Below are 24,667 nucleotides of genomic sequence, written 5' to 3'. Positions count from 1 at the left end.
GAGAGGGCCGGGGTGAGGGCATCAGGCCACACCTGACGCCACCCGGCCTGGTTTTAATTGTTTTTCGCTTCCAGCGTCGCAAACCACGGCGCGATAAAATCTTCCGTCTGGCCCCAGCCCGGAATGATTTTCCCCAGAGACGCGACGTTCACCGGGCCCGGCTGGGCGGTCAGCTGCGCCTGTGGAATGGCCGCCGCTTTGAAATCGTAGGTTGCAGGCGTTGCTTCCCCGGCAATCTTGTTCGCCACCAGGCGCACGTTCGTCGCGCCAATCAGCTTCGGATCCACCGCCACGCTCACCTTCCACGCGCTGCCCGGCTCGCGCATCAGCTGCAGATCCTGGTTGGAGATGTCGATGCTGTAGAGCTTGATCTCGGTGCGGCCGTTCTCTTTCAGCGCCTTATACGCGCCCTGGCTGAAGGCGTCCCAGGTGCCCCAGATGGCGTCGATTTTGCCTTTCGGGTATTTCGCGAGGATCGCCCCCACCTTGTTGGCGGTATCACCCTGTACGTCAGAGGAGACGGCGCCGATTGACTCCAGCTCTTTGATGTCCGGATACTGCTTTTGCAGCACTTTATAGGCCGCCTGACGACGCTCCATCGGCGGGAAGCCCGCCACCCACAGCTTGACGATATTGGCCTTGCCGTTGAAATCTTTCGCCAGCTGGCCGAAGGAGAGGTTCGTCAGGGAGGCATCGTCCTGCTGGGTAACGGTCACGCCAGGGATCTCGCCGTTAACCGCCGTATCAAAGACGGAGACTTTGATCCCGGCATCCACCGCTTTCTTCACCAGCGCGGTGGAGTACGGATCGCGCCCCTGAGAGAGAATAATCCCGTCATATTTCTGGCTGATCGCCTGGTTAACGAAGTCCTGGAATTTGGCGTCGTCCCCGTTGCTTAAAAAGGTGCTGACCTTAAAGCCGAGCTTTTTTCCTTCCTGAATTGCCCCGGCAATAAACTGCGTGGTGTTGTCGTCTGAGCCAAGGTTACGGATCACCGCGATGCGGATCGGGCCGTCATGGTTCGCAATGGCAGCCGGAAGCGGCGCGGGCGTAGCCGCGAAGCCTGGCAGAGCAGTGAGCAACCCAAGTGCCACCAAAGAGAGTGCAATCTTTTTCATTTTTTATCCCGTTGTGTTGTCAGCGTTTTTGTATGTAGGTAATCGCCAGCGCTACCGCGAGCACCAGCCCTTTTATAATGTCCATGGCGTAGTACGGCACGGAGAGCATCACCAGCCCGTTCGACAGCACGCCGAGAATGACCGCTCCGACCAGGGTTCCCAGCGCGTTCGGCTTGCCTGAGCCTGCCAGCGAGAAGCCAATCCACGCCGCCGCCACCGCATCCATCAGGTAGCCGCCGCCCGCATTCACCTGCGACGAACCGATGCGCGACGCCAGCAAAATCCCGCCCAGTCCCGCCAGCAAAGAGGCAATCACGTAGGCCGCTACCTTGTAGCGCGTGGTGCGAATGCCGGAGAGACGCGCCGCTTCCGGGTTGCCGCCAATGGCGTACATCCGGCGTCCGTGAGTGGTCAACGAGAGGCCCAGCTGCGCCAGCACGGTCACCACCAGCATGACGATCACGATGGTCGGCACCTGCCCCAGCAGGCTGAACGCCGCCGGAATAGTGCCTTCCGCCATGTCGCCGCTCGGCAGCACCATGTTCTCGGTAATCGACCCGCCGTAGCTGTAGGTCATCGCCACGCCCTGAATGACAAACAGGCTGGCAAGCGTTGCGAGCATGTCCGGAATACGCAGGATGACGATCAGAAAGGCGTTAAACAGACCCACCAGCGTGCAGAGCGCGAGGGTGATCAGAATCGACTCGGTGGTACCAAAGCCGTGCCAGACGAAAAGGGAAATCACCAGCGCGTTCGCCAGCGAGGCGGTGGATCCGACAGAGAGATCGAACCCGCCGATGGTCAATGATATCGACACGCCAATGGCAATCACCGTCACGATGGCAATCGAGCGCAGAATGTTGATGATGTTGTTCGGATCGAGGAAGCTGTCCGACGCCAGGCCAAAGACGGCCACCAGCGCGACGACGGTTAACAGCATGCCCCACCTGTAGAGAAAATCGAAAATCTGCTGGCGGCCAGACGCCGCCGCGTTCACTGAAAGGGCCTTGCTCACGACGCCGTTCCTCCGGTTGAATAATAAAGTAGTGTCTCTTCGCGGGCCTCGGCCCCGGCGATTTCCGCCACGATGCGCCCGTCCCACAGGACGCAGATGCGGTCGCACAGCCCGACCAACTCGGCAAATTCGCCCGAGGCGTAAATCACCCCTTTGCCCTCGCGCGCCAGGCCGTCAATCAGCTGGAACAGATCGGTTTTGGCCTTCACGTCCACGCCTTTGGTCGGCTCGTCGAATATCAGCACGCGGGCGTCATTGCGCAGCCATTTACCGATGGCAACCTTCTGCTGGTTGCCGCCGGATAAGCGGCGCAGCACCTGCCCCGGCCCGCGCGCACGCACGCCGACGCGGGCAATCACCTCTTCCGCCCAGCGCCACGCCTGACGATGGCCAAACAGGCTCCAGCGCGAAAAGCTGTTATCGGCGCTCACTGCAAGGTTCATGCTCACCGGCTCGTCGATAAAAATGCCCTCTTTGCGGCGCTCCTCCGGCACCAGCGCCAGACCGCGCAGCACGGAGTCGGCCGGATCGCGCGGCTGCCAGGATTGATGATTCAGCTCGCCGCGCGCCACGCGGCTTTTGGTGGCGCCAAACAGCGCCTTGCAGAGTTCGGTTTTCCCCGCCCCCGCCAGCCCGGCAATCCCGAGAATTTCGCCTTTGCGCAGGTGCAGGGAGATATCTTTCAGCAGCGCGTCATCGTGAAGCCCCTCAACGCGCAGCAGCGTTTCGTCGCCGTGCGGCGGTCGCGCGGGCGGATAGATATCGCTCAGCACGTGGCCGAGCATCTTCTCGACGATCGCTTCGCCGCTAAGATCGGCCATCGGGCCGGACTCGATCAGCTTGCCGTCGCGCAGCACCGTTAGGGTGTCGCAGATGGCCTTCAGCTCGTGAATGCGGTGAGAGATAAACACCACGCCGATGCCCTGCTGCTTTAAGCGTCTCACTACCGCAAACAGGCGCTCGCTCTCATGCGCGTCCAGCGGCGCGGTGGGCTCATCAAGAATCAAAAAACGGCAGTGGTGGGACAGCGCCCGCGCCAGCAAAATCTGCTGCTTTTCGGCCAGCGAACAGCCGTCGATGGAACGGCGAACGTCCAGCGTCACGTCGAGCTGCGCCAGCGCCTGTCTCGCCTGCTGGCGGATCGCGCGCCAGCTGAAGCGATGCCCCGGCTGCGCCAGCTGGTCGAGCATGATGTTTTCGGCGATGCTTAACCCCGGGATCAGCGCCACGTCCACCTCCTGCTGCACAAGGTGGATCCCCAGCCGTTTGGCGTCAAGCGGTTCACGGATGCTCACCGGCTGGTTGTTAATGCTGATCTCGCCCTCATAGTGGTCATGCGTCCCGCACAGCACCGCCATCAGCGTCGATTTCCCCGCGCCGTTGGCGCCGGTCAGCGCGTGTACGGATCCGCCGGTTAAGGTAAAGTCCACGCGCGACAGCGCCTGAAAGCCGGAAAAGGCCAGGCTGATACCGCGCATCTCAAGGCGACTGGAAACCATCCGCGTAAATCCTTCATTACTCTTCTGATTTATCGAATTTTTCACAGCTCTGGTTGACTGACAACGACGGAAAAGGCATAACTTAAAGCGAAATATTATTAGCCATCCGGATGTCCAGACATAACATCGGGTTAGCGCTTGCTAAAAAAGGACACCATCATGAGCAACACCGATATCCGCGTCGTGCCTGGCCCGGCGAACTACTTCTCTCATCCAGGGAGCCTTGCGCATCTGGATAACTTCTTTACCCCGGAACAGCTTTCCCGCGCGGTGTGGATCTACGGCGAGCGCGCTATCGAAGGCGCGCGCCCTTTCCTGCCGGCGAGCTTTAACGCGCCGGGGGCGAAACGCCTGCTGTTTAAAGGCCACTGCAGCGAGCGCGACGTCACCCATCTGGTGAATGAATCCGGCAGCGACGCCAGCGTGGTGATTGGCGTCGGCGGCGGCGCGGTGATGGATACCGTCAAGGCCGTGGCGCGCCGCTTAGGGGTGCCGTTTGTGGGCATCCCCACCATTGCCGCCACCTGTGCGGCGTGGACCCCGCTCTCCGTCTGGTACAACGATGCCGGTCAGGCGCTGCATTTTGAGATCTTCGACGACGCCAACTTCCTGGTGCTGGTGGAGCCGCAGATCGTCCTTAACGCTCCGGCGGAATATCTGCTGGCGGGCATCGGCGATACGCTGGCGAAGTGGTACGAAGCGGTGGTATTGGCACCTGAGCCGGAGAACCTGCCGCTGACCGTGCGGCTGGGCATCAACGGCGCGCTGGCGATCCGCGACGTGCTGCTGTCGCGCAGCGAAGAGGCGCTGGCCGACCAGCAGCGCGGCGAACAGACGCAGGCCTTCCGGGACGTGGTGGATGCGATTATCGCCGGTGGCGGGATGGTCGGCGGCCTGGGCGAGCGCTATACCCGCGTGGCGGCGGCGCATGCGGTACACAACGGCTTAACCGTGCTGCCGCAGACGGAAAAATACCTGCACGGCACCAAGGTGGCCTTCGGCATTCTGGTGCAAAGCGCCCTGCTCGGCCAGGACGACGTGCTGGCGCAGCTGGTGACGGCTTACCAGCGTTTTAACCTGCCGACCACGCTTCGCGAGCTGGACGTCGACATCAATAACCGCGACGAGCTGGATAAGGTCATTGCCCACACCCTTCGCCCGGTGGAGTCGATTCACTATTTACCGGTTGCGTTAACGCCTGACGTTCTGCGCGCCGCGTTTGAGAAAGTGGAATCCTTCAGCCGTTAATCGCCCCGACAGGCTATACCTAATGATGATTCTTACCACTCTCGTAACGAGGTCATCATGCAGATCGATTTAACAGGTAAAAAGGCGCTGGTTACCGGTGCCAGCCGCGGGTTGGGTCGTGCGATTGCCCTGTCGCTGGCGCGCGCCGGTGCGGATGTGATTATTACGTATGAAAAATCTGCCGATAAAGCCCAGGCGGTCGCCGATGAGATTAAGGCGCTGGGACGACACAGCGAAGCCGTTCAGGCCGACAGCGCCAGCTCGCAGGCGATTCAGGATGCTGTCACCCATGCGGCGCGTTCTCTTGGCGGGCTGGACATTCTGGTCAACAACGCCGGGATAGCGCGCGGCGGCCCGCTGGAGTCCATGACGCTGGCGGACATTGACGCCCTAATCAACGTCAACATTCGCGGCGTGGTGATCGCCATTCAGGAAGCGCTGGTGCACATGTCCGACGGCGGGCGCATTATCAACATCGGCAGCTGTCTGGCAAACCGCGTGGCTATGCCGGGCATTGCCGTTTACTCGATGACCAAATCGGCGCTGAACTCCCTCACCCGCGGGCTGGCCCGTGATTTAGGGCCGCGCGGCATTACCGTTAATCTGGTGCACCCCGGCCCTACCAACAGCGATATGAACCCGGAAGACGGCGAACAGGCGGAAGCCCAGCGCCAGATGATTGCGCTCGGTCACTACGGTCAGCCGGAAGACATCGCGGCGGCGGTCACGTTTCTTGCCAGCCCGGCGGCCGGGCAGATCTCCGGTACCGGCCTGGACGTGGACGGCGGTTTGAACGCCTGATCGCAATCTCACTGCAAGCCTCTGTCGTCCGGCAGAGGCGTTTCCGAGCGCCCTCGACGGTTCGCGTTTTGCCGCTTTCTCCGGTTTTCGCTCCGCTCTACAGTACCCCATTAGAAATTCGGAATTTATCTAATAGCCTTATTATTTCCTTATACTTTGTGTGGGCGTACAGTGGAGGTACGGATGAAGATTGTCTGGTCAAAGAATGCAAAGAAAGAGTTTTTCAAAATCGATGGCCGATATCAGCGAAGAATCAAAGCAAAACTTGCTGAGCTGGACGATCGATCAGCTCCCCGGCCCGATATCAAAAAAATATCGGCGATAGAAAATCAATTCCGGCTACGCGTTGGCGATTACCGCATTCTGATTACACTTCGGGACGATCCCGATAACCATTGTTATGTTTTGGCCGTCAAGCGCAGAACATCAACGACCTACCTTCACGAGGAGAAAGCCCCCTATGGCTGTTCAGCTAATTAAGGACGATGACGGAAAAGCGCAGTACGTCGTTATTCCCTATGATGAATACTTTCGTATGTGCTTACAGATGGCAGAAATCGACGACGAAACCGATGATGATCTAGAGGATATTGAAGTCGAACACGATTGTTATGATGACGTAGGATTACCTGGTGAAGTATGCGACGTCATGCATAACGAGAACGTCAGCCTGCAGGCCGCGTGGCGTATCCTGCGCGGCCTGTCCCAGCAGGAGGTAGCTGAGAAACTCGGCATCACCCAGTCCGCCGTGTCACAACTGGAAGCGCTGGACTCCCGTCCGCAAAAGCGCACCCGTGAAAAGCTGGCTGCTATCTACGGCTGCAAGCAGGAACAGATCAGCCTCTATTTACCGAAAGAGGGTTAACAGCACTTCGCCCCACCCTTGCCGCCGTAGCGGGCGTCCTGGCGGTCGCGGAAAAATTCTTCGTAGGTCATGGGCGTCTGGTCCGGATGGTTGACGCGCATATGCTCGACGTAATTGTCGTAGTCCGGCACGCCAATCATCATTTTGGCGGCCTGGCCCAGGTACTTACCTGCTTTGGAAAGGGTGTCGAACATAATTCTGGTCTCACAGGAAATGTAGGCCGGGTAAGCACTAGCGCCACCCGGCACACAGGTTAATGCGCCCCTTTGGCCTGGGTGACAATCTCTTCCAGGTTTTCAGGCATCGGCTCGTACGGCGTCTCTTTCGCCGTTGGCTTATCGTTTTTCAACGCAGCCAGCGCGGTCTTGAGAGAATACAACGCCAGCACCACGACCACCACCATAAAGAAGATAGTCAGCCCGGCGTCCAGACGGTTGTTAAACACCAGCTGAGACAACTGGGACTCCGTGTACTGCGCCGGGATCTTACCGCTGTCGATCATCGCCTGGAACTTGTTGGCGATCGCCAGGAAGCCCACCTTGTTGTCCGGGCTGAAGGCCTTCTGCCAGCCCGCCGTCAGGGTACAGATCAGCAGCCACGCGGTTGGCACCAGTGCCACCCACGCGTAACGCTGGCGCTTCATCTTGAACAGCACCACCGCGCAGAGCATCAGCGCCATACCTGCCAGCATCTGGTTGGCGATACCAAACAGCGGCCACAGGGTGTTAATCCCGCCCAGCGGATCGACCACGCCCTGGTGCAGGAAGTAGCCCCACGCCAGCACGCACAGCGCCGTTGCCAGCAGGTTCGCCGGGAGCGAATCGGTACGCTTCAGGTTCGGAGAGATCACGCCAAGCAAATCCTGGAGCATAAAGCGCGCCGCACGGGTTCCCGCATCCACCGCCGTCAGGATAAACAGCGCCTCGAACAGGATGGCGAAGTGATACCAGAACGACACGTCCATCAGCCCGCCCAGCGCGCCGTGAAGAATATACGCCATGCCGACCGCCAGCGTCGGCGCCCCGCCCGCACGGGAGATAATCGACTGCTCGCCCACTTCACTGGCGATGCTCGTCAACGTATCAGGGGTAATTGCAAAGCCCCAGCCGCTCACCACCTGCGCGGCGGACGCCACCACGTCAACGGTGCCAGCCGGTGCCAGTACCGCCATAGGGCTGTTCATCGCGAAATACACGCCCGGGTCGATGATACAGGCCGAGACCAGCGCCATGATGGCCACGAAAGACTCCATCAGCATGCCGCCGTAGCCGATCAGGCAGGCCTGATTTTCATTCGCCAGCATCTTCGGCGTGGTCCCGGAAGCGATCAGCGCGTGGAAGCCCGACACCGCGCCGCAGGCAATGGTGATAAACAGGAACGGGAACAGATTGCCGGTCCAGACCGGGCCGGTACCGTCGATGAATTTGGTTAACGCAGGCATGGTCAGGGTCGGACGCATAATCAGAATACCGATCGCCAGCCCGACGATGGTGCCGATTTTCAGAAACGTAGAGAGATAGTCACGCGGAGCCAGCAGCAGCCATACCGGCAGCACCGCCGCCACAAAGCCGTAGCCCACCAGCATCCAGGTCAGCTGCACGCCGGTAAAGTCGAAGAACGGCGCCCAGGTTGGGCTTTCCGCCACCCAGCCGCCGGAGATAATGGCGAACACCAGGAATACCAGGCCAATTACCGACACCTCACCAATGCGGCCGGGGCGCAGGTAGCGAATATAAATCCCCATAAACAGCGCCAGCGGAATGGTGAAGGCAACGGTATAGGTCCCCCACGGGCTGTGGGTCAGCGCTTTCACCACGATCATCGCCAGCACCGCGAGGATGATTACCATGATCATGAAGGTCGCCACCAGCGCAATCACCCCGGCGGTTGCCCCCATCTCCTCTTTCACCAGCTCCCCCAGCGAACGTCCGTCGCGGCGGGTGGAGACGAACAACACCATAAAGTCCTGCACCGCGCCCGCCAGCACCACGCCCGCAAGGATCCAGATCATCCCCGGCAGGTAGCCCATCTGCGCCGCCAGCACCGGCCCCACCAGCGGGCCCGCCCCGGCAATCGCCGCAAAGTGGTGGCCAAACAGCACTTTTTTGTCGGTCGGCACGTAGTCCAGCCCGTCGTTATGGCGGACGGCAGGCGTCATGCGCGTCGCGTCAACGCCTAAGACGTTCTTCGCGATATAGCGGCCATAAAAACGGTACGCGATCAGATAAATGCAGACGGAGGCGACAACGATCCAGAGCGCATTGATCTGTTCCCCCCGGTTGAGGGCGATATAGCCCAGGGCAAAGGCTCCCACAACGGAGAGCCCTGCCCATATAAGGTATTTCCCTGAGTTGTTCATAGTTGTTGTCCGTTGTTGTGAAACAGTGAGATGTTACATTTTGTTTCTAGAACAACCGGAAAAATTTAACAACTTTGAAACGCAATAATGCGTGGTCAAACCAGAGATTTACACCACAGTGTTAAGCCGATCACTTTGATCTGCCTGGCTTAGCCCAACACCATCGTACTCAACCGACAGGTACAGCACCGCCGCCCCTGCTCGTCGAATACCACAATCTCCCAGCTCTGGCTCGAACGCCCCAGATGCAGCGGCTGACATACCCCGCGCACTTTGCCGTGAGAGACCGCACGATGGTGCGTGGCGTTAAGCTCCGTCCCCACCACGCTCTGCCCGTCGCGGGTCATCAGAAAACCGGCCATCGATCCCAGCGTTTCCGCCAGCGCCGCCGAAGCGCCGCCGTGCAGCAGGCCAAACGGCTGATGGGTACGCGCATCCACCGGCATCTCCGCTTCCAGCGTGTCGTCGCCGAGGCGGGTATAGACGATACCGAGATGCGCTACCAGCGTATTCAGGCTGATCGCGTTCAGCTCCTCGAGCGGTAAATGACGTTTCCAGATCATCTTACGCCCCCAGCGTGGAGCCGCCGTCCACCACGATATCCTGCAGGGTGATATGGCTGGCGGCATCGGATGCAAGGAACAGCACCGTGCTGGCTATCTCCTGCGGACGAGCGATTTTGCCCAGTGGAATGCCGAGCTTGAACTGTTCACCAAAGCCGCGAATACGCTGCTGCTCCGCGTCGTCGCTTTTCCACAGGATGCGCTGCATATCGGTATCCGTTGAGCCCGGCGACACCAGGTTACAGCGCACGCCGCTGCCCGCCAGCTCCAGCCCGACGGTCAGGGCTAGGCTTTTCAGCGCCGCCTTCGACGCACCGTAGGCGCTCATGCCGATGCGCGGCGTGTGCGCCGCGTCGGACGCCACGGTGACTATCGCCCCGCCCTGCTGACGGCGGAACTGGCCCATCGTCTGCTGGAACAGGTTGAACGCGCCGCCGACGTTGACCGCGAAGGTCTGCTGCCAGTCCTCCTGCGAAAGCTGGTCCGTCGCCCCCATGCGCAGAATGCCCGCCGCGTTGACCAGCACGTCCAGCCGTTCAAGCGACGCCAGCGCGCACCCGCACACTTCATGCACCTGCGCGGCATCCGACACATCCAGGGTTTCAGTGGCGAACGGATAATCACCCAGCGGAAACGCCAGATCGAAGCCGGTCACCTGCGCGCCCGCCTCCACAAACGCCAGCGCCGTCGCGTAGCCAATCCCCTTACCCGCGCCCGTTACCCAGACGGTTTTACCGGTGAAATCCAGAGCCATCACTTCACCTCGCGGGAAAGCAGCGCCCACCAGGCGTCGATTGTGGGATTTTTTGCCAGCATCACGAAGTCGATATCGCCGTGGACTTTGCGCCAGCGGGCGGCCAGCGCCATCATGCGCACCGAGTCCAGGCCGTAGTCGATCAGTTTTTCGTCATCCATCGGCTCGTCGGACTCGTCCAGCAGTGGCAGGATCAGCTCACGCAGCGCGGCTTTGGTCGCCGGAACGGACGGCAGCAGCTCGTCGGTCATTACCACGCGGCCCGAGCGTCCGGCCACGTAGTTCAGCGACATCAGGTGCTCGTCGCGGGTGAAATCCGCCAGCGCGTCGGCAATAAAGAACGGCTTGATGTCGCGCATAAAGGCATCGGTGGCGGTGGTCATACAGCCGATGTGGGCGTACACGCCGGTAATCAGCAGCTGGTTGCGGCCGGTTTCTTTCAGCATCTGCTCCAGCGGCGAGCGGTGAAACGCGCTGTAGCGCCACTTCACCAGCACCGTGTCCGCTTCGTCCGGCGTCAGTTCAGCGACGATACGCTGCTGCTCCGGCGAGCGGGTCAGGCCCGGCCCCCACATGTCGTTCAGCAGGGCGCGGTCTTCGTCGCTCTGCTCTTTCGGCTGGGCGGTGTAGTAGACGGGAATATTGTGCGCTTTGCAGTAAGCGCGCAGTCTGGCGATATTCGCCACCACCTGCTGCATCATCGCGCTGTTTTCGCCCCAGAAGTTCAGGAAATACTCCTGCATATCGTGGATCAACAGCGCGGCGCGCTCCGGCTCAAACGCCCAGTTCACTTTACTGGTCGGCAGCTCTGCGGCGGTCGGCAGCGCGTAAGCGGTTAATTTTGGAATGGCCATACTCTGTTCCTCAGCCCCGGGCGCGTTCAGCAAGCCACAGGCGCAACTGTTTCTTATCGACTTTACCGACCGGCGTTAACGGAAGCGCATCCACGCTCTCCACGCGGTCCGGCAGCTTGAATTCGGCAACGCCCTGCTCGCGCAGGAAGCGGCGCACTTCAACCGCGCGCAGAGGCTGTTTCACCACCAGATACGCGCAGCTTTTTTCGCCCAGCAGGCTGTCCTCCATGCTCACCAGCGCGGCGTGGATCACCGCCTCGTGGCGCAGCAGCAGGTTTTCAATCTCTTCGGCGGCAATCTTCTCGCCGCCGCGGTTGATCTGATCTTTCTCTCGCCCCTGCACGGTGATGTAGCCCTGCTCGTCGATGGCGATCAGATCGCCGGAACAGTAAAAGCCGTCGGCGTCAAAAGCGCTGGCGTTGTGTTCCGGGCTGTTGAAATAGCCGCGGAAGGTATACGGCCCGCGCGTCATCAGACGCCCGACCTCACCGCGCGGCAGCGGGTTTCCGTGCTCGTCCGCCACCCACACTTCGTCGTCCGGGCACATCGGGCGGCCCTGAGTGTTGATGATGCGCTCCGGCAAGTCGTCGAGCGCGGTGTAGTTCACCAGCCCTTCCGCCATGCCGAACACCTGCTGAAGCTGGCAGCCGATTTCCGCCGGAATGCGCGCCGCGAGCGTGGCGGAGAGGCGTGCGCCCCCCACCTGCAGCAGCCTGAGGGATTTAAGCTGCGCGTTCCCCGCGCCGTCGGCAATCGCCTGCAGCCAGAGGCTCACCGCCGGAGGAACCAGCGAGGTGACGTTAATCTGATGCCGTTCAATCAGCGGGAAGCAGAGCGTGGCGCTTGGATCGTTCGCCAGCACCACGCACCCGCCCGCGGTGAAGACGCCTAACGATCCCGGCGAGCTCATGGCGTAGTTATGCGCCGCGGGCAGCGCGTTCAGGTAGCGCGTTTCGGCGGTGATGCCGCAAATCTCGTTGCTGCGGCGAATGCTGTAGTCATAATCGTTGTGCGTGCGCGGGATCAGCTTCGGCGTGCCGGTGCTGCCGCCGGAAAGCTGGAAAAACGCCACTTCGTCGGCGGGCGTCGGGTTCGGGATGAAGTTGTCCGCCGGACGCGCAATCGCCGCTTCCAGGGCGTGTTCGTCCCTATCGCCGCGCAGCAGCACGACGCGAACCGAGCGGTGCGCATCCACAAAGGTGTTAAGAAAATCATCGCCCGCAAACAGCGCGTGGTCGCGATCGGCAATCAGCGCGGCGGGTTTGATTTGCAGGGCGTAGGCGTTCAGCTCGCTGCGCTGATGGCTAAAGAGCGCGTTCACCGGCGCGACGCCGATTTGCAGCAGCGCGAAGAAGGTGATGTAGAACTCGGCCACGTTGCCGAGCTGCACCAGCGCCGTCTCGCCGCGGTGCAGCCCCTGCGCCTGAAGGGCAGACGCCAGGTTGTTCACCGCCTGGTTAAACGCGCGGTAGGTGATGTGCCGCTCGCCGTCGATAATCGCCACGGCATCGCTGTCCGCGCGATCCGTCAGGATGTGGGTCAGCGGCAGATCCTGCCAGTAGCCTTTTTCGCGGTAGCGGCGGGCGAATTCCTCAGGCCAGCGGGTAAAAGGGATGGTCATGAGTCTTCCTTAGTGCAAACCAAACACGTTGAGCATGGTGGAGAGCTTCACGCCCGTTTCGCGCCACTCGCCCACCGGCGAAGAGGCAGGCACAATGCCCGCGCCGGCAAACAGGCGAACGGTATTTTTTTGCAGACGTGCGCAGCGGATGGTCACCACCCACTCGCCGTTGCCCTCGCTGTCGCACCAGCCGACGATGCCGCCGAACAGCTCGCGGTCGAACTGCTCCAGCTCGGCAATCAGCTCTTTCGCCGCCTCATGTGGGAAGCCGCTCAGCGCCGGGGTCGGGTGCAGCAGGCAGGCCAGCGTCAGGGCGTTTTCATTTTCACGCGCGTCACCTTCAACCGGCGTCGCCAGATGCCACAGCGTCGGCGTGGTGATGAGCTGCGGAGAAGACGGCATGCTCAGGTGGTGGCTGCGCGGTGCCAGAATGGCCTTCATTGCCTGAGTCACCAGGTCGTGCTCGTGACGGTCCTTTTCGGAGGCCAGCAGCTTATTGCCCGCTTCGCGATCCAATACGTCGTCCGGCTGACGGCGCGCCGAGCCTGCCAGCGGCAGCGAGCTAAAGTGCGCGCCCTCTTTGCGCAGCAGCAGTTCGGGGCTAGCGCCGAGCAGCACGCCGCCGTCTTCCAGCGGCACGTGGAAATTAAAGCTCGCCGGGTTCTGGGCGATCAGCCGCTCCATCAGCGCGCCGCTGTCCATGTTTTTGTCGGTCGCGATATCAATCAGGCGCGACAGCACGACCTTGTTCACCTGCGGCGTGGCGGTAAGCGACGCGGCGCGAGCGACCATCTCTTCGAACACGGGCTGCGGCGGGATCTCGGTGCGTTGTTCCACCTTCAGCGCCTGCGAACCGGAAAAATAGCGTGCGGACTGCTGACGTGCCGGGCGGGAAAAGGTCTGCCAGCGCTGCGGAATAAACAGAGAAGATGGCTTGCGGGTATCGAACGGAATAGCCCCTACCATCACCGGATGAGCGATACCGTTAGCTTTCGCATTCCGGAAAGCCTGGGCTAATTTTTGCTGGAAGTGCCCCGCCGGATCGTCGCCGCCAACGGCGGACTCAGAGAAACGGGCAAAACAGCCGGACGTGGTAAAACTGCGGTAAGGCGACATAAAGAAAAAGCTGTCTGATTGCAGCGTGGTCGCGTTGTGCTGAACTTCCTCAGCCATGGACGTGTCCATATCATCCTCCTCAAAATGATAAAAGAAGCAATAATGATTATCATTTATATTTTCGTCGGCTAACCTAATCCCACATCGCTTCGCTGTCAACCGTCGGGCAAATAACTTGTGCGACAAAAGCTTGCATCCCTTCGCGGCAGCCATGAAAATGAGAAGCATTATCTTCAAAAAAAACAGGATGTCGCGCTGTGAAATTCCCTGCCCTATTCCGTAATACCCTGCTTGTACCTGGACTTTTTGTTTTAGGACTTGCCTCAGCCGCTGCCGCCGACTGGCCGCGTCAGGTGACCGACAGCCGCGGCGTTCACACGCTTGAGAACAAACCGACGCGCATTGTCTCCACCAGCGTGACCTTAACCGGCTCCCTGTTGGCGATTGACGCACCGGTCGTCGCCAGCGGCGCGACCACGCCGAATAACCGCGTGGCGGATGGTCAGGGTTTCCTGCGCCAGTGGGGTGATATCGCGAAACAGCGTAAGGTTGCGCGGCTGTACATCGGCGAGCCGAGCGCCGAAGCAGTTGCCGCCCAGATGCCGGACCTGATTTTGATCAGCGCCACCGGTGGGGATTCCGCGCTGGCGCTGTACGATCAGCTCTCCGCCATCGCCCCAACGCTTATCATCAACTACGACGACAGGAGCTGGCAGGAACTGCTGACGCAGCTGGGCACAATAACCGGGCAGGAAAAACAGGCCGCAGAGCGCATTGCCGAGTTTGATAAACAGCTCGCGCAGGTGAAAGAGCAGATGAAGCTGCCGCCGCAGCCGGTGAACGCCATCGTCTACACCGCCGCCGCGCACAGCGCCAACCTGTGGACCGCGGAATCCGCGCAGGGCAAGCTGCTGCACCAGCTGGGCTTTACGCTGGCGGAGCTGCCCGCCGGGCTGCAGACCTCTAAAAGCCAGGGCAAACGCCACGACATTATTCAGCTGGGCGGTGAAAACCTGGCGACGGGGCTAAACGGCGAAGGGCTGTTTGTGTTTGCCGGCGACCAGAAAGACGTGGATGCGATTTACGCCAACCCGCTGCTGGCGCATTTACCGTCGGTGAAAAACAAACGGGTTTGGGCATTGGGAACCGAGACGTTCCGCCTGGATTATTACAGCGCAATGTTAGTATTAAACAGATTGAATGCGTTGTTTAAGTAGGCATTTTCCCTCCCTCTCCCTGTGGGAGAGGGCCGGGGTGAGGGCATCAGGCCGCACCGTCGTTCAACACACTCTCCTGCCTGAACCGCCGCAACTCCGCCAACGCCACTAACAAAATCCCGCCAACCATCGCTAACGCAAACCCGCCGCAGCTCGCCGAGGCCGCCGGGGTCATTATCGCCCCCAGCCCGCCGAGGATCGCCGCGCCAATCGCATCCCCCGTGACGTTCTGCGCCGTCCACAGACCGTTAATGCGCCCGAGCATGCCTTCCGGCGTCTGGGTCTGAATCAGGGTGTACTGCAAAAGCGAACTGATGGCGCTAAGCCAGCCGAAAATCACCAGACACAGCACCCCGAGCGCCCACACCGGCATCAGGCTGAAGAAGCCGATGGCGATAAACGAGGCCAGCGTGGCAAGCAGCATAATCAGCCCCGGACGCGCGCCCTGCGCCAGGTTGCTGCTGGTCAGCGCCCCGCATGCCGCGCCGAGCGGAATGGCGGCGTAGAGAATGCCAATCTCCGAGGCGCTCATCTGCCACTCTCCCGCTAATGCCGGGTAGAGCACGCGCACGGCGCTCGCCATCGTCAGCAGGCCGCCGAGCAGCGCAATGCCGCCAATCAGCGGGTTGCTGAACAGGAAACGAATCGCGGCCATCAGCGATTTCAGCGGATGCTCGCGCGGCTGCGGCGGAGGTGGCAACAGCGGCAGGCGCAGCAGCGTCAGCGTGGTGATGAAGGTCCCCGCCGCCGCCAGCCCGTAGTTCCATGCCACGTTACCGGTCGCCAGCAGCAGGCCGCCCACCATCGGCGAAATCACCGAGCCCAGACGCACGGTGAGCATGGTGATCGCTCCCGCCTGCATCAGGTTCTCGCGCCCGACCAGCGTGGGCGTCGCCGCCAGCAGCGCCGTCACGCCCAGCGAGGCGAAGAAACCGTCCCACAGCCCCAGGGCATAAATCGCGATCAGCGACGGCTCCGGCAGCATCGCGTTCAGACACAGCCCGATAAAGCCCACGCCGCAGGTGCCGCGCGCCAGCAGGATCAGCTTCTTACGCTCGTAGCGGTCCGCCAGCACGCCGCCGACCATCAGGCCGATAAACATCGCCCCGCCGGTTAAGGTGACGGATAACCCCACCAGCCAGCTGGAGTGCGTCAGGGTCTGGATCTGTACCGGCACGGCCACGCCGAGCAGCCCGAGGGACAAAATGGAGATAAAGCGAGCGATAAAAACGGCGCGATACGCCGGGTGCGTTTTCAGCAGGCTGAGGTTGAGCAGCCAGGATTTTTGATTCATGACAAAGCCTTGAGTCTATTTCTACCCATTCCATGGGCGCACATGCTAACATAGCCAAATAAGATAGATAACGATAATCACTATCATTATCAAATCATGGATGTTGCTATGTCGTTTTCCTCTTCTGCGGTGCGCGCCGTTGCCGTGCCCGTTTTACTGCTGCTCCTGATCCTTGCGGCTGCACTCAGCCTGCTGATCGGCGCGAAGCCGCTGCCCGCGTCCGTTATCGTTGATGCGCTCTCCGGCACCTGCCAGAGCGCCGACTGCGTCATCGTGCTCGACGCACGACTGCCCCGCACGCTTGCCGGACTGCTGGCCGGTGGCGCGCTCGGCCTTGCTGGTGCCCTGATGCAAACCCTCACCCGTAACCCGCTGGCGGACCCCGGCATTCTCGGCGTTAACTCCGGCGCCAGCTTTGCCATCGTGCTCGGCGCGGCGCTGTTCGGGTTGACCTCACCCTCTGAACAGCTGGTGATGGCCTTCTGCGGCGCGCTGGCCGCCTCGCTGGTCGTCGCGTTTACCGGCAGCCAGGGCGGCGGCCAGCTAAGTCCGGTCCGCCTGACGCTTGCGGGCGTAGCGCTCGCGGCGGTGCTGGAGGGCTTGTCCAACGGCATCGCCCTGCTCAACCCGGACGTTTACGACCAGCTGCGCTTCTGGCAGGCCGGCTCGCTGGATATCCGCACCCTTGAAACCCTAAAAGTGGTGGCGATCCCGGTCATCCTCGCCGCCGCCGTGGCGCTGTTTTTAAGCCGGTCGCTCAACAGCCTGACCCTCGGCAGCGACACCGCGACCGCCCTCGGCAACCGCGTGGCGCGCACGCAGCTGATTGGTCTGCTCGCCATCACCGTACTGTGCGGCAGCGCGACCGCCGTGGTCGGCCCGATTGCCTTTATTGGCCTGATGATGCCGCACATGGCGCGCTGGCTGGTGGGAGCGGATCACCGCTGGTCGCTGCCGGTGACGCTGCTGGCGACCCCTGCCCTGCTGCTGTTTGCCGACGTGCTGGGCCGCCTGCTGGTGCCCGGCGAGCTGCGCGTCTCGGTGGTCAGCGCCTTTATCGGCGCGCCGGTGCTGATTTTCCTGGTACGCCGTAAACGCGGAGGTGGCGCATGATGGCCCCGTCCCGTCGTTTAGTCACCAGCGTCTCCCTGTTGACTATCGTCATTCTTCTGCTGGCGGTCTGGAGCCTGCGCAGCGGCGCGGTGACGCTCGATTTTTCTCAGGTGTTTAACGCCCTGCTCGGCAGCGCGCCGCGCAACGTCACCATGGTAGTGACGGAGTGGCGACTACCGCGCGTGGCGATGGCAATTCTGGTCGGCGCGGCGCTCGGCGTGAGCGGTGCGATATTCCAGTCGCTGATGCGCAACCCGCTCGGCAGCCCGGACGTGATGGGCCTCAACACCGGGGCCTGGAGCGGCGTGCTGGTGGCGATGGTGCTGTTTGGTCAGCACCTGACGGCGATTACCTTTACGGCGATGGCGGGCGGCATTCTGACGTCCTTACTGATCTGGGCGCTGGCCTGGCGCAACGGCATCGACACCTTCCGCCTGATCATCATCGGGATCGGCATCCGCGCCATGCTGATGGCCTTTAACACCTGGCTTTTACTGCAGGCCTCGCTGGAAACCGCGCTCTCCGCCGGGCTGTGGTACGCCGGTTCGCTCAATGGCCTGACGTGGGGCAAAACCTGGCCCGCCGCGCCGCTGATTTTGCTGATGTTTATCGGTGCGCTGCTGCTGGTACGTCGTATGCGTCTGCTGGAGATGGGCGACGATAGCGCCTGCGCGCTGGGCGTGGGCGTCGAACGCTCGCGCCTGATGCTGATGCTGGTCGCCGTACTGCTGACCGCCGCCTCTACCGCAATCGCCGGGCCAATCTCGTTTATCGCCCTCGTGGCCCCGCACATCGCCCGCCGTCTTAGCGGCACGGCGCGCTGGGGATTAACTCAGGCGGCGCTGTGCGGCGCGCTGCTGCTGCTGGCCGCCGATCTCTGCGCCCAGCGGCTGTTTATGCCTTATCAACTGCCGGTGGGCGTGGTGACCGTCAGCCTTGGCGGGATTTACCTCATCGTCTTGCTCGTTCAGGAGTCACGCAAGAAATGACAGACACAACCACCCGCTTGCGCGGCGAAAACCTCACCCTCGGCTACGGCAAAAAAATCATTGCCCGTGGCTTATCCGTTGCCATTCCGGACGGCCACTTCACGGCAATTATCGGGCCGAACGGCTGCGGCAAATCGACCCTGCTGCGCACGCTGAGCCGCCTGATGACGCCGTCTGAAGGCAGCGTGTTCCTTGACGGAGAGCAGATCCAGCGCTTCGCCAGCAAGGAGGTGGCCAGGCGCATCGGTCTGCTGGCGCAAAACGCCACCACGCCGGGGGACATCACGGTGCAGGAGCTGGTCTCGCGCGGGCGCTATCCGCACCAGCCGCTGTTTACCCGCTGGCGCAAAGAGGACGACGAGGCGGTGAACCGCGCGATGCGGGCGACGGGGATTACCGATCTGGCCCAGCAGAGCGTGGACACCCTTTCCGGCGGGCAGCGTCAGCGGGTGTGGATCGCGATGGTGCTGGCACAGGAAACGTCGATCATGCTGCTGGACGAGCCGACGACCTGGCTTGATATCAGCCATCAGATTGACCTGCTGGAGCTGCTGAGCGAGCTGAACCGCACGCAGGGATACACCCTGGCGGCGGTGCTGCACGACTTAAACCAGGCGTGCCGCTACGCCACGCACCTGATTGCCTTGCGAGACGGTGAGATTGTGGCGCAGGGCGCGCCGAAAGAGATTGTGACGCCGGAGCTGATCGAGCGGATCTACGGCATGCGCTGCATGATTATTGACGATCCGGTGGCGGGTACGCCGCTGGTTGTGCCGCTGGGCAAGCGTGCGGTCTGATGCCCTCACCCCGGCCCTCTCCCACAGGGAGAGGGAGCAAACCATCCCCTCGCCCCGTTGGGGAGAGGGTTAGGGTGAGGGGAAATCACTACCCCAATATCTCCCTCAACACCGGTCCGATCTTCTCAAACGCCTGCGGTGAAATGATATCCACGTGGGCGCAGTCCTGGCTGTACACCTCAAGCTCCGCGACCCACGGCGCCCACGCAACCTGCGGATCCATCGTTCGCGTGCGCTCGGCGACAAACAGCGTCGCTTTGCCGTCAAAGCGCGCGCTGTGCGCCGTGGTGAGCAGCCGCACCGCGTCGGCGTAGTTGCCCTCGATAGCGTTAAACAGCTCGCTGGAGCCCTGCCCCTGCTGGGCGGCGATAAATGCCTGACGCTCGCGTTCGATTTCCGCCAGCACCTCCGGGTCGAGGCCGTTGGCCTCTTTCTCCGCCCAGCTCTGGGTTTCCGGCGGCCAGGTGTCCAGCAGGCCGAGGAACGCCACCGCTTCACCCTGCTCGCGCAGACGGGCGGCAATACCCTGCGCCAGCGTACCGCCGAGGGAATAGCCGAACAGATAGTACGGCCCCTGCGGCTGCTGCTGACGCAGCGTAGCCAGATGATGCTCAATGACCCCATCCAGATCCGCACGCTGCTGCATCGGCCCGTCCGGGCGGGGAGACTGAATGCCGACGATGGACCAGCGCGGGCTGAGGTAGCGCGCCAGCACGCTAAACTGCCAGGCAAAGCCGGACGCCGGATGGAAGCAGAACAGCGTCGGGCCGTCGCTTTCGCGCAGCGGGAGGATAGTTTCATACCCCAGCCTCTGCGCCTGCTCATCGCTCATCTGCGAGTCCAGCAGCGCGCTGAGCATACTCACCGTGGAGGCGACCATAATCTGCCCCGGCGTAACCCTGCGCTCGAGCGCGCGGCTAAGCTGTGCCGCCAGGCGCATCGCCAGCAGCGAGTGTCCGCCGAGGGCAAAGAAGTCGGCCTCAATGTCGTTGACCTCGCAGCCCAGCAGCGCGGCAAACGCCTGCGCGACGGCGGCTTCGGTTTCCGTCTCCGGCGCGCGACCGGAGGTTTTGCTGGTCAGCTCCGGCAGCGGCAGCGCCTTGCGGTCGAGCTTGCCGTTCGCACTGAGCGGCAGCGCGCTAATTTGCAGCAGCACCACCGGCACCATGTGCGGCGGCAGCTGGGCTTTGAGCGATTCCAGCAGCGCGTCGCGGTCCAGCGGTAAGCCGGATTCGGAAACCACATACCCCACCAGCTGGCGGGCATCGCCGCCGGTTGCCACCGCCTGGTTGAATACGCAGGCGTGCGCCACGGCCTGGGCCACGTCCGGCAGCGACAGCATCGCCCGGTCGATCTCGCCAAGCTCGATGCGCTGGCCGCGAATTTTTAGCTGATCGTCGCTGCGACCGAGATATTCCACCGCGCCGTTGTCCAGCCAGCGGGCAACGTCACCGGTGCGGTACATCCGCTCGCCGGGGGCAAAAGGGTCGGCAATAAAGCGGCTGGCGGTGAGGTCCGGACGGCCCAGATACCCCTGCGCCAGCTGAATGCCGGTGAGATATAGATCGCCCGCCACGCCGAACGGCACCGGGCGCATCATCGCGTCCAGAATGCGCAGCCCCGTGTTCCACACCGGGAAGCCGATCGGCACGCTGTTGCCCTCCACCGCCGCCAGCTCGGGGCCAAACGCCGGATACCAGCTCACGTCCACCGCCGCTTCGGTTGGGCCATAGAGATTGTGCAGCGGCGCATGGGTCAACTGCTCCCACTCGCGGCACAGCTCGGTCGGCAGCGCTTCGCCGCTGCAGAACACCTGCTTAAGGGTCCTGCAGCAGTCGACGTTTTCCGGCGTCAGCGACGCGACAAACGCCGCCAGCATCGACGGCACGAAGTGGGTAGTAGTCACGCCGTACCGGGCGAAGAAGCTCTGCATCGCCTGCGGATCGCGGTGCGCGTCCGGCTCGGCCATCACCAGCTTCGCCCCGGCGATAAACGGCCACCAGAACTCCCACACCGACACGTCAAAGCTGCACGGCGTTTTCTGCGCCACCACGTCCGTCGCGTCCAGCGGGTAATGATCCTGCATCCACTTCAGGCGGTTAACGATGGCGGTATGGCCGACCATCACCCCTTTTGGACGCCCCGTCGAACCGGAGGTAAAGATGATGTACGCCGTCTGCTCCGGCGTCGCCAGGCGCAGCGGTTTTGCATCCGCAGCCGGTAAAAGGGTGTTGTAACTAAACGCCGTAATCGACAGATCGCTAAAGCGCGGGAGCTGCTCGTCGGTGGTAATGAGCAGGGACGGCTTCGCGTCTTCGAGCATCATCCGCAGGCGGTCGTCCGGGTAGCCGGTATCCAGCGGCAGCCACGCGGCACCGGCCTCGACGATGCCGTGCAGCGCCAGCGTCAGGAACACCGAGCGCGGGAGTGCCACCGCCACGCTGTCGCCCGGCTCCACGCCGCGCTCGCGCAGCAGGTTTGCCAGCGCGACCACCTGCTCGCGCATCTGCCGATAGTTCAATTCGACGTTTGCATCTGCCAGCGCGGGGGCGTCCGGCGTTTTGCTCGCCTGCTCCGCCACCAGATCCGCCAGCGTGGTGGACCGCAGCGCCAGCCCGGTATCGTTGATGCGCGCCAGCTGCTGATATTCCTGCTCTGAAACGGTTTCCACTTCGCCACAGCGCAGGTCCGGGTTAGCCGCAAACTGCATCAACATCGCGTTCAGACGCGCGACGTGACGGGAAAGCGTCGCTTCGTCGTAACGCTGTTTATTGGCGAGGATCTCAATGCTCAGCCCGCCCTGCTCGTCCGGGAACAGCGCCAGCTCAAGGTCGTTCACCGGGCCGGTTGCCAGCGTGTGGGTGATGGCCTCCACGCCGTCGATATCCAGCTGATAGTCGAACACCTTGACGTTCAGCACCGGGCCAAACTGGGCTTCATCGCCTGCGGCACGCCCGCTGTCGCGCACGATCTGCTCGGCGTCGTAGCGCTGATGGCGGCGCATTTTTTTCAGCTGATTGGCCAGGCGCAGCGCCAGCGCCGGCAGGCTCTCCTGCGGGTTGATATTCACCCCCAGCGGCAGGACGTTGAGCACCGGCCCGGTCGCGGTGAGCGCGGCGGAGCCCATGCGGCGCATAAAGATAAACCCGGCGGCGTAGTCCAGCCGTCCGGTAAGGCGGCCCAGCCACAGCGCCACCAGCGCAAGCGCCAGATCGGTGCGCTGCGCCTGCCCTGCCGCCTGTGCAAGCTGGCTGAAGGCGCGACCGTCGGCGGCAATTTTCAGACGAAGGATATCGGTAGTAGCGGCGCGTCCCGGCAGCGGCGCGGAAGAGAGCGAGACCGGAGAAGGAAGCTGCCTGCGCTGCTCTGCCCAGAACGCACCGTCGCGTGCGTACGCCTCGCTGTCGCGATAGCGCTGATACTCGTCCACCACCTCGGCAAACGGCGTAAACGGGGATGCGGGCGTCGGTTCACCCTTTTTCCACGCGGCATAAATCGCGGCGATCTGGCGGGTTATTGCCGGGAAGCTGAAGCCATCCACCACCAGATGGTGATAGCGCTGATACCAGTACCAGCGGCTTTCTCCCACCTGAATCAGCTGGTGAAACGCCAGCGGCTGAGCGCTGTCGACGCGCAGGTTTTGGTTGAGATCGGCCTCCATCAGCGCCACAGCATCTTCATGAGAGGTAACGCGAACGATGGACGGTTCCGGCAGAACGTAGGTGTCATCCACCCACTGCCACACCTCGCCGTTCTCCTCGGCAAAACGCATCCGCAGGGTATCGGCCTGCGTCATGCCCTCAGCGATGGCTTTTGCCAGCAGCGGCGCGTCGATATCGCCTTTCAGTTCGGTGTAGTGCGCCACGCTCCAGGCGTTTGGCAGGGAAGAAAGCTGTTCCGCCATCCAGATACCCGGCTGGGCGGCGACGAGAGGAAGACGGTTCATGCGCTCCCCTCCGCAAAATGGGACGGTTCAAGCGTGCGCCAGTGCCCGGCCAGCCACTGCTGGCACGCCTCCTGAGACTGCGCTTCGCACACTACGCGCCACCCCGCCGGCAGTTCGCACTGCTGCGGCCACAGGCTGTACTGCCCCTGGTCGTTTTGCAAAATGGCGAACTGTCCCTGCGGATTATCGAAAGGATTGCTGAATTCCATACAGACTCCGTTATTGAATGAACGGCTGCCAGAGGGTCATCAGCCCCTGCGTCAGCCCACCGCGCCAGCAAAGCGCATCGTGTCCGCCGTCAACCTGACGCCAGGTAACCTGCTGCGCGTGTAGTTCGGCATAAATCGCCTGATTGGCATTGAAAATCAGCGGCTCGTTGCGCCCGGCCTCAAGGACGATACGCAGCCCGCTCGCGGCCAGCTCACCGGCTCTGAGCTGTTCGATGAGGCACCCTTCCTGCTGCCCACCGCGGTGCGGCCACCAGTACGAGCCGGACTGGCTCAGCACGCAGCCAAACCGCTGCGGCCAGTTGAGGCCAGCATAAAGCGAAGAGAGGCCGCCAAAGCTCTGGCCCGCCACCACGGTACGATCGGCGCGGTCGCTGAAGGGCGCGAGATGTTTTACAAGAGGGAGAAGTTCTTCCTGTACCGCCAGCCAGAAATCGGGATTACAGGGCAATTCGCGGCTGCGATGTTCCATGTCGATCGCATCGATCAATACATAGACCGCAGAGGGCAGTTTGCGCTCGGTAGTGAGCGACGCCAGAGCAGGCCAGACGGGCATGCTTTCGGCCCAGAACTGCCCGTCGAGCAGCACCGCCAGCGGGCGCTCGGGGCCGTCATCCCCGGGGGTAAAAATCCACACGCGCCGACGGTTGTTCAGACGCTCGCTGTTCCACTCAATGCAGACCGGCGGCTGATACGGCGTATTGGGACGATCCCAGCCGGGCTGAACGGGTGCGTCCGGCATCTCAAGCGCCGAGACGGCATGACCACGCCCGCCGCGCCAGCTCTGCGGATTCAGCGGGTCGGAAACCGCGTGCGGCAGCAGCTTGCGCCAGCCTTCGCGCAGCGCCAGACGGTCCGGCAGCTCGCCTTCAAACACGGTATCGGCAAAATCGTTTTCATTTACAGAAGGGATAAAACAGTAGCTCCCGCGCCACTCGGGGCTGAATTCGCCCTGCCACTGCCAGACATCGGTATCCGGGATGCGTTCGAGGGACTGCGGGCGGGCATTTTGATGGTGATCGGTCACGCCGGTAACGTAGAGCCAGACGCGTTTGACCGCTGACGTTTTCTGCGTTCCTGCCGGATCACGCCACCAGAAGGTGACGCGACAGTTCTCCTTCAGACGTTCCCATTCAGGTCCGTTTTTCGACTGCCACCACGCTTCACTTCCGGTTGTTAACGTCGTCACCCTTATAACCCCATGTTTAACAGACTTTTTTGTTCCAGGACAAATTTTATTGATAATATTATTGATAACTATTTGCATTTGC

22 protein-coding genes are annotated in these 24,667 nt (G+C 62.0%); 8 read left to right on the top strand and 14 right to left on the bottom strand.

Features of this window, described 5'->3' with window-relative positions; translation table 11 throughout:
- Positions 1-53: 53 nt before the first annotated feature.
- From BJ885_RS01675 to BJ885_RS01665, 3 genes are read right to left on the bottom strand one after another with little or no spacing between them, the layout of a single operon-like run.
- Positions 54-1,118, bottom strand: a complete 1,065-nt coding sequence (locus tag BJ885_RS01675) for a sugar ABC transporter substrate-binding protein (RefSeq protein WP_121931050.1) — start codon at positions 1,116-1,118, stop codon at positions 54-56.
- Between the two features lie 19 nt (positions 1,119-1,137).
- Positions 1,138-2,133, bottom strand: coding sequence for an ABC transporter permease (locus BJ885_RS01670; RefSeq protein ID WP_023334863.1), 996 nt, complete (start codon positions 2,131-2,133; stop codon positions 1,138-1,140).
- Positions 2,130-3,632: a sugar ABC transporter ATP-binding protein gene (locus BJ885_RS01665; protein WP_121931049.1), complete on the bottom strand. Its 1,503-nt coding sequence runs from the start codon at positions 3,630-3,632 to the stop codon at positions 2,130-2,132. The genes BJ885_RS01670 and BJ885_RS01665 overlap by 4 nt, the downstream gene beginning before the upstream one ends.
- A gap of 159 nt (positions 3,633-3,791) precedes the next feature.
- On the opposite strand from BJ885_RS01665, the gene BJ885_RS01660 reads away from it, so the two are divergent.
- The 4 genes from BJ885_RS01660 (at position 3,792) to BJ885_RS01645 (ending at position 6,546) form a co-directional block, all read left to right on the top strand.
- Complete coding sequence (locus tag BJ885_RS01660) at positions 3,792-4,880, top strand: oxidoreductase (protein WP_121931048.1); 1,089 nt, start codon at positions 3,792-3,794, stop codon at positions 4,878-4,880.
- A 57-nt stretch (positions 4,881-4,937) separates the two neighbouring features.
- Positions 4,938-5,681, top strand: coding sequence for an SDR family NAD(P)-dependent oxidoreductase (locus BJ885_RS01655; RefSeq protein WP_121931047.1), 744 nt, complete (start codon positions 4,938-4,940; stop codon positions 5,679-5,681).
- Positions 5,682-5,864: 183 nt separating this feature from the next.
- The gene (locus BJ885_RS01650) at positions 5,865-6,161 is read left to right on the top strand and encodes a type II toxin-antitoxin system RelE/ParE family toxin (RefSeq protein ID WP_054830389.1); all 297 of its coding nucleotides are present in this window, start codon (positions 5,865-5,867) and stop codon (positions 6,159-6,161) included.
- The gene (locus BJ885_RS01645; protein WP_121931046.1) at positions 6,142-6,546 is read left to right on the top strand and encodes a helix-turn-helix domain-containing protein; all 405 of its coding nucleotides are present in this window, start codon (positions 6,142-6,144) and stop codon (positions 6,544-6,546) included. The genes BJ885_RS01650 and BJ885_RS01645 overlap by 20 nt, the downstream gene beginning before the upstream one ends.
- Here BJ885_RS01645 and BJ885_RS01640 read toward each other — a convergent pair.
- The 7 genes from BJ885_RS01640 to entC all read right to left on the bottom strand — a co-directional run bounded on the left by BJ885_RS01640 (position 6,543) and on the right by entC (position 13,882).
- A complete protein-coding gene (locus tag BJ885_RS01640; protein ID WP_006809671.1) occupies positions 6,543-6,740 on the bottom strand; it encodes a YbdD/YjiX family protein in 198 nt (65 codons plus the stop codon). The genes BJ885_RS01645 and BJ885_RS01640 overlap by 4 nt on opposite strands.
- 59 nt (positions 6,741-6,799) lie before the next feature.
- Positions 6,800-8,905, bottom strand: coding sequence for a pyruvate/proton symporter CstA (gene cstA, locus BJ885_RS01635; protein WP_029740112.1), 2,106 nt, complete (start codon positions 8,903-8,905; stop codon positions 6,800-6,802).
- Between the two features lie 149 nt (positions 8,906-9,054).
- On the bottom strand, positions 9,055-9,468 hold the full coding sequence (entH, locus tag BJ885_RS01630) for a proofreading thioesterase EntH (protein ID WP_121931045.1): 414 nt from the start codon (positions 9,466-9,468) through the stop codon (positions 9,055-9,057).
- A 1-nt stretch (position 9,469) separates the two neighbouring features.
- Entirely contained in the window at positions 9,470-10,225 is a 756-nt protein-coding gene (gene entA / locus BJ885_RS01625; protein ID WP_121931044.1) for a 2,3-dihydro-2,3-dihydroxybenzoate dehydrogenase EntA, read from the bottom strand.
- Positions 10,222-11,076 (bottom strand): isochorismatase, encoded by an 855-nt coding sequence (locus tag BJ885_RS01620; RefSeq protein WP_121931043.1) that lies wholly within the window; start codon positions 11,074-11,076, stop codon positions 10,222-10,224. The genes entA and BJ885_RS01620 overlap by 4 nt, the downstream gene beginning before the upstream one ends.
- A 10-nt stretch (positions 11,077-11,086) precedes the next feature.
- A complete protein-coding gene (entE, locus tag BJ885_RS01615) occupies positions 11,087-12,697 on the bottom strand; it encodes a (2,3-dihydroxybenzoyl)adenylate synthase EntE (RefSeq protein ID WP_121931042.1) in 1,611 nt (536 codons plus the stop codon).
- Between the two features lie 9 nt (positions 12,698-12,706).
- A complete protein-coding gene (gene entC, locus BJ885_RS01610; RefSeq protein ID WP_121931041.1) occupies positions 12,707-13,882 on the bottom strand; it encodes an isochorismate synthase EntC in 1,176 nt (391 codons plus the stop codon).
- 188 nt (positions 13,883-14,070) lie between these two features.
- Here entC and fepB point away from each other — a divergent pair, with 188 nt between their 5' ends.
- A complete protein-coding gene (gene fepB / locus BJ885_RS01605; protein ID WP_121931040.1) occupies positions 14,071-15,030 on the top strand; it encodes a Fe2+-enterobactin ABC transporter substrate-binding protein in 960 nt (319 codons plus the stop codon).
- A 46-nt stretch (positions 15,031-15,076) separates the two neighbouring features.
- Here fepB and entS read toward each other — a convergent pair whose 3' ends face one another.
- Positions 15,077-16,324 carry an enterobactin transporter EntS gene (gene entS, locus BJ885_RS01600; protein WP_121931039.1) on the bottom strand — a complete coding sequence of 416 codons (1,248 nt, stop codon included), beginning with the start codon at positions 16,322-16,324 and terminating at the stop codon, positions 15,077-15,079.
- Positions 16,325-16,432: 108 nt separating this feature from the next.
- Here entS and fepD point away from each other — a divergent pair, with 108 nt between their 5' ends.
- Genes fepD through fepC form a run of 3 tightly spaced genes read left to right on the top strand, consistent with a single transcriptional unit; the run spans position 16,433 to position 19,223 of the window.
- Positions 16,433-17,437, top strand: a complete 1,005-nt coding sequence (fepD, locus tag BJ885_RS01595; RefSeq protein ID WP_121931038.1) for a Fe(3+)-siderophore ABC transporter permease — start codon at positions 16,433-16,435, stop codon at positions 17,435-17,437.
- On the top strand, positions 17,437-18,426 hold the full coding sequence (gene fepG, locus BJ885_RS01590; protein ID WP_121931777.1) for an iron-enterobactin ABC transporter permease: 990 nt from the start codon (positions 17,437-17,439) through the stop codon (positions 18,424-18,426). Before fepD ends, fepG begins: the two co-directional genes overlap by 1 nt.
- Positions 18,423-19,223, top strand: a complete 801-nt coding sequence (gene fepC / locus BJ885_RS01585; RefSeq protein ID WP_121931037.1) for an iron-enterobactin ABC transporter ATP-binding protein — start codon at positions 18,423-18,425, stop codon at positions 19,221-19,223. Before fepG ends, fepC begins: the two co-directional genes overlap by 4 nt.
- An 88-nt stretch (positions 19,224-19,311) precedes the next feature.
- Here the strand turns inward: fepC and entF are convergent, their stop codons facing one another.
- Genes entF through fes form a run of 3 tightly spaced genes read right to left on the bottom strand, consistent with a single transcriptional unit; the run spans position 19,312 to position 24,585 of the window.
- Complete coding sequence (gene entF, locus BJ885_RS01580; RefSeq protein WP_121931036.1) at positions 19,312-23,169, bottom strand: enterobactin non-ribosomal peptide synthetase EntF; 3,858 nt, start codon at positions 23,167-23,169, stop codon at positions 19,312-19,314.
- The gene (locus BJ885_RS01575; RefSeq protein WP_032662857.1) at positions 23,166-23,378 is read right to left on the bottom strand and encodes an MbtH family protein; all 213 of its coding nucleotides are present in this window, start codon (positions 23,376-23,378) and stop codon (positions 23,166-23,168) included. The genes entF and BJ885_RS01575 overlap by 4 nt, the downstream gene beginning before the upstream one ends.
- Positions 23,379-23,388: 10 nt before the next feature.
- Positions 23,389-24,585 carry an enterochelin esterase gene (fes, locus tag BJ885_RS01570; RefSeq protein WP_121931035.1) on the bottom strand — a complete coding sequence of 399 codons (1,197 nt, stop codon included), beginning with the start codon at positions 24,583-24,585 and terminating at the stop codon, positions 23,389-23,391.
- Between the last annotated feature and the right edge of the window lie 82 nt (positions 24,586-24,667).

This window comes from Enterobacter sp. WP_7_1, from assembly GCF_003688535.1.
Lineage (GTDB): Bacteria > Pseudomonadota > Gammaproteobacteria > Enterobacterales > Enterobacteriaceae > Enterobacter > Enterobacter asburiae.
This window is presented reverse-complemented; position numbering and strand designations above follow the sequence as displayed.

What these genes read in the sequence shown, in the direction of transcription:
- fepC (WP_121931037.1), top strand. Translation starts at nt 18,423, where the DNA reads ATGACAGACACAACCACCCGCTTGCGCGGCGAAAACCTCACCCTCGGC.
- cstA (WP_029740112.1), bottom strand. Translation starts at nt 8,905, where the DNA reads ATGAACAACTCAGGGAAATACCTTATATGGGCAGGGCTCTCCGTTGTG.
- entC (WP_121931041.1), bottom strand. Translation starts at nt 13,882, where the DNA reads ATGGACACGTCCATGGCTGAGGAAGTTCAGCACAACGCGACCACGCTG.
- entS (WP_121931039.1), bottom strand. Translation starts at nt 16,324, where the DNA reads ATGAATCAAAAATCCTGGCTGCTCAACCTCAGCCTGCTGAAAACGCAC.
- entE (WP_121931042.1), bottom strand. Translation starts at nt 12,697, where the DNA reads ATGACCATCCCTTTTACCCGCTGGCCTGAGGAATTCGCCCGCCGCTAC.
- BJ885_RS01665 (WP_121931049.1), bottom strand. Translation starts at nt 3,632, where the DNA reads ATGGTTTCCAGTCGCCTTGAGATGCGCGGTATCAGCCTGGCCTTTTCC.
- entH (WP_121931045.1), bottom strand. Translation starts at nt 9,468, where the DNA reads ATGATCTGGAAACGTCATTTACCGCTCGAGGAGCTGAACGCGATCAGC.
- BJ885_RS01660 (WP_121931048.1), top strand. Translation starts at nt 3,792, where the DNA reads ATGAGCAACACCGATATCCGCGTCGTGCCTGGCCCGGCGAACTACTTC.
- BJ885_RS01650 (WP_054830389.1), top strand. Translation starts at nt 5,865, where the DNA reads ATGAAGATTGTCTGGTCAAAGAATGCAAAGAAAGAGTTTTTCAAAATC.
- entF (WP_121931036.1), bottom strand. Translation starts at nt 23,169, where the DNA reads ATGAACCGTCTTCCTCTCGTCGCCGCCCAGCCGGGTATCTGGATGGCG.
- BJ885_RS01645 (WP_121931046.1), top strand. Translation starts at nt 6,142, where the DNA reads ATGGCTGTTCAGCTAATTAAGGACGATGACGGAAAAGCGCAGTACGTC.
- fepG (WP_121931777.1), top strand. Translation starts at nt 17,437, where the DNA reads ATGGCCCCGTCCCGTCGTTTAGTCACCAGCGTCTCCCTGTTGACTATC.
- BJ885_RS01655 (WP_121931047.1), top strand. Translation starts at nt 4,938, where the DNA reads ATGCAGATCGATTTAACAGGTAAAAAGGCGCTGGTTACCGGTGCCAGC.
- BJ885_RS01620 (WP_121931043.1), bottom strand. Translation starts at nt 11,076, where the DNA reads ATGGCCATTCCAAAATTAACCGCTTACGCGCTGCCGACCGCCGCAGAG.
- BJ885_RS01575 (WP_032662857.1), bottom strand. Translation starts at nt 23,378, where the DNA reads ATGGAATTCAGCAATCCTTTCGATAATCCGCAGGGACAGTTCGCCATT.
- fepD (WP_121931038.1), top strand. Translation starts at nt 16,433, where the DNA reads ATGTCGTTTTCCTCTTCTGCGGTGCGCGCCGTTGCCGTGCCCGTTTTA.
- BJ885_RS01640 (WP_006809671.1), bottom strand. Translation starts at nt 6,740, where the DNA reads ATGTTCGACACCCTTTCCAAAGCAGGTAAGTACCTGGGCCAGGCCGCC.
- BJ885_RS01675 (WP_121931050.1), bottom strand. Translation starts at nt 1,118, where the DNA reads ATGAAAAAGATTGCACTCTCTTTGGTGGCACTTGGGTTGCTCACTGCT.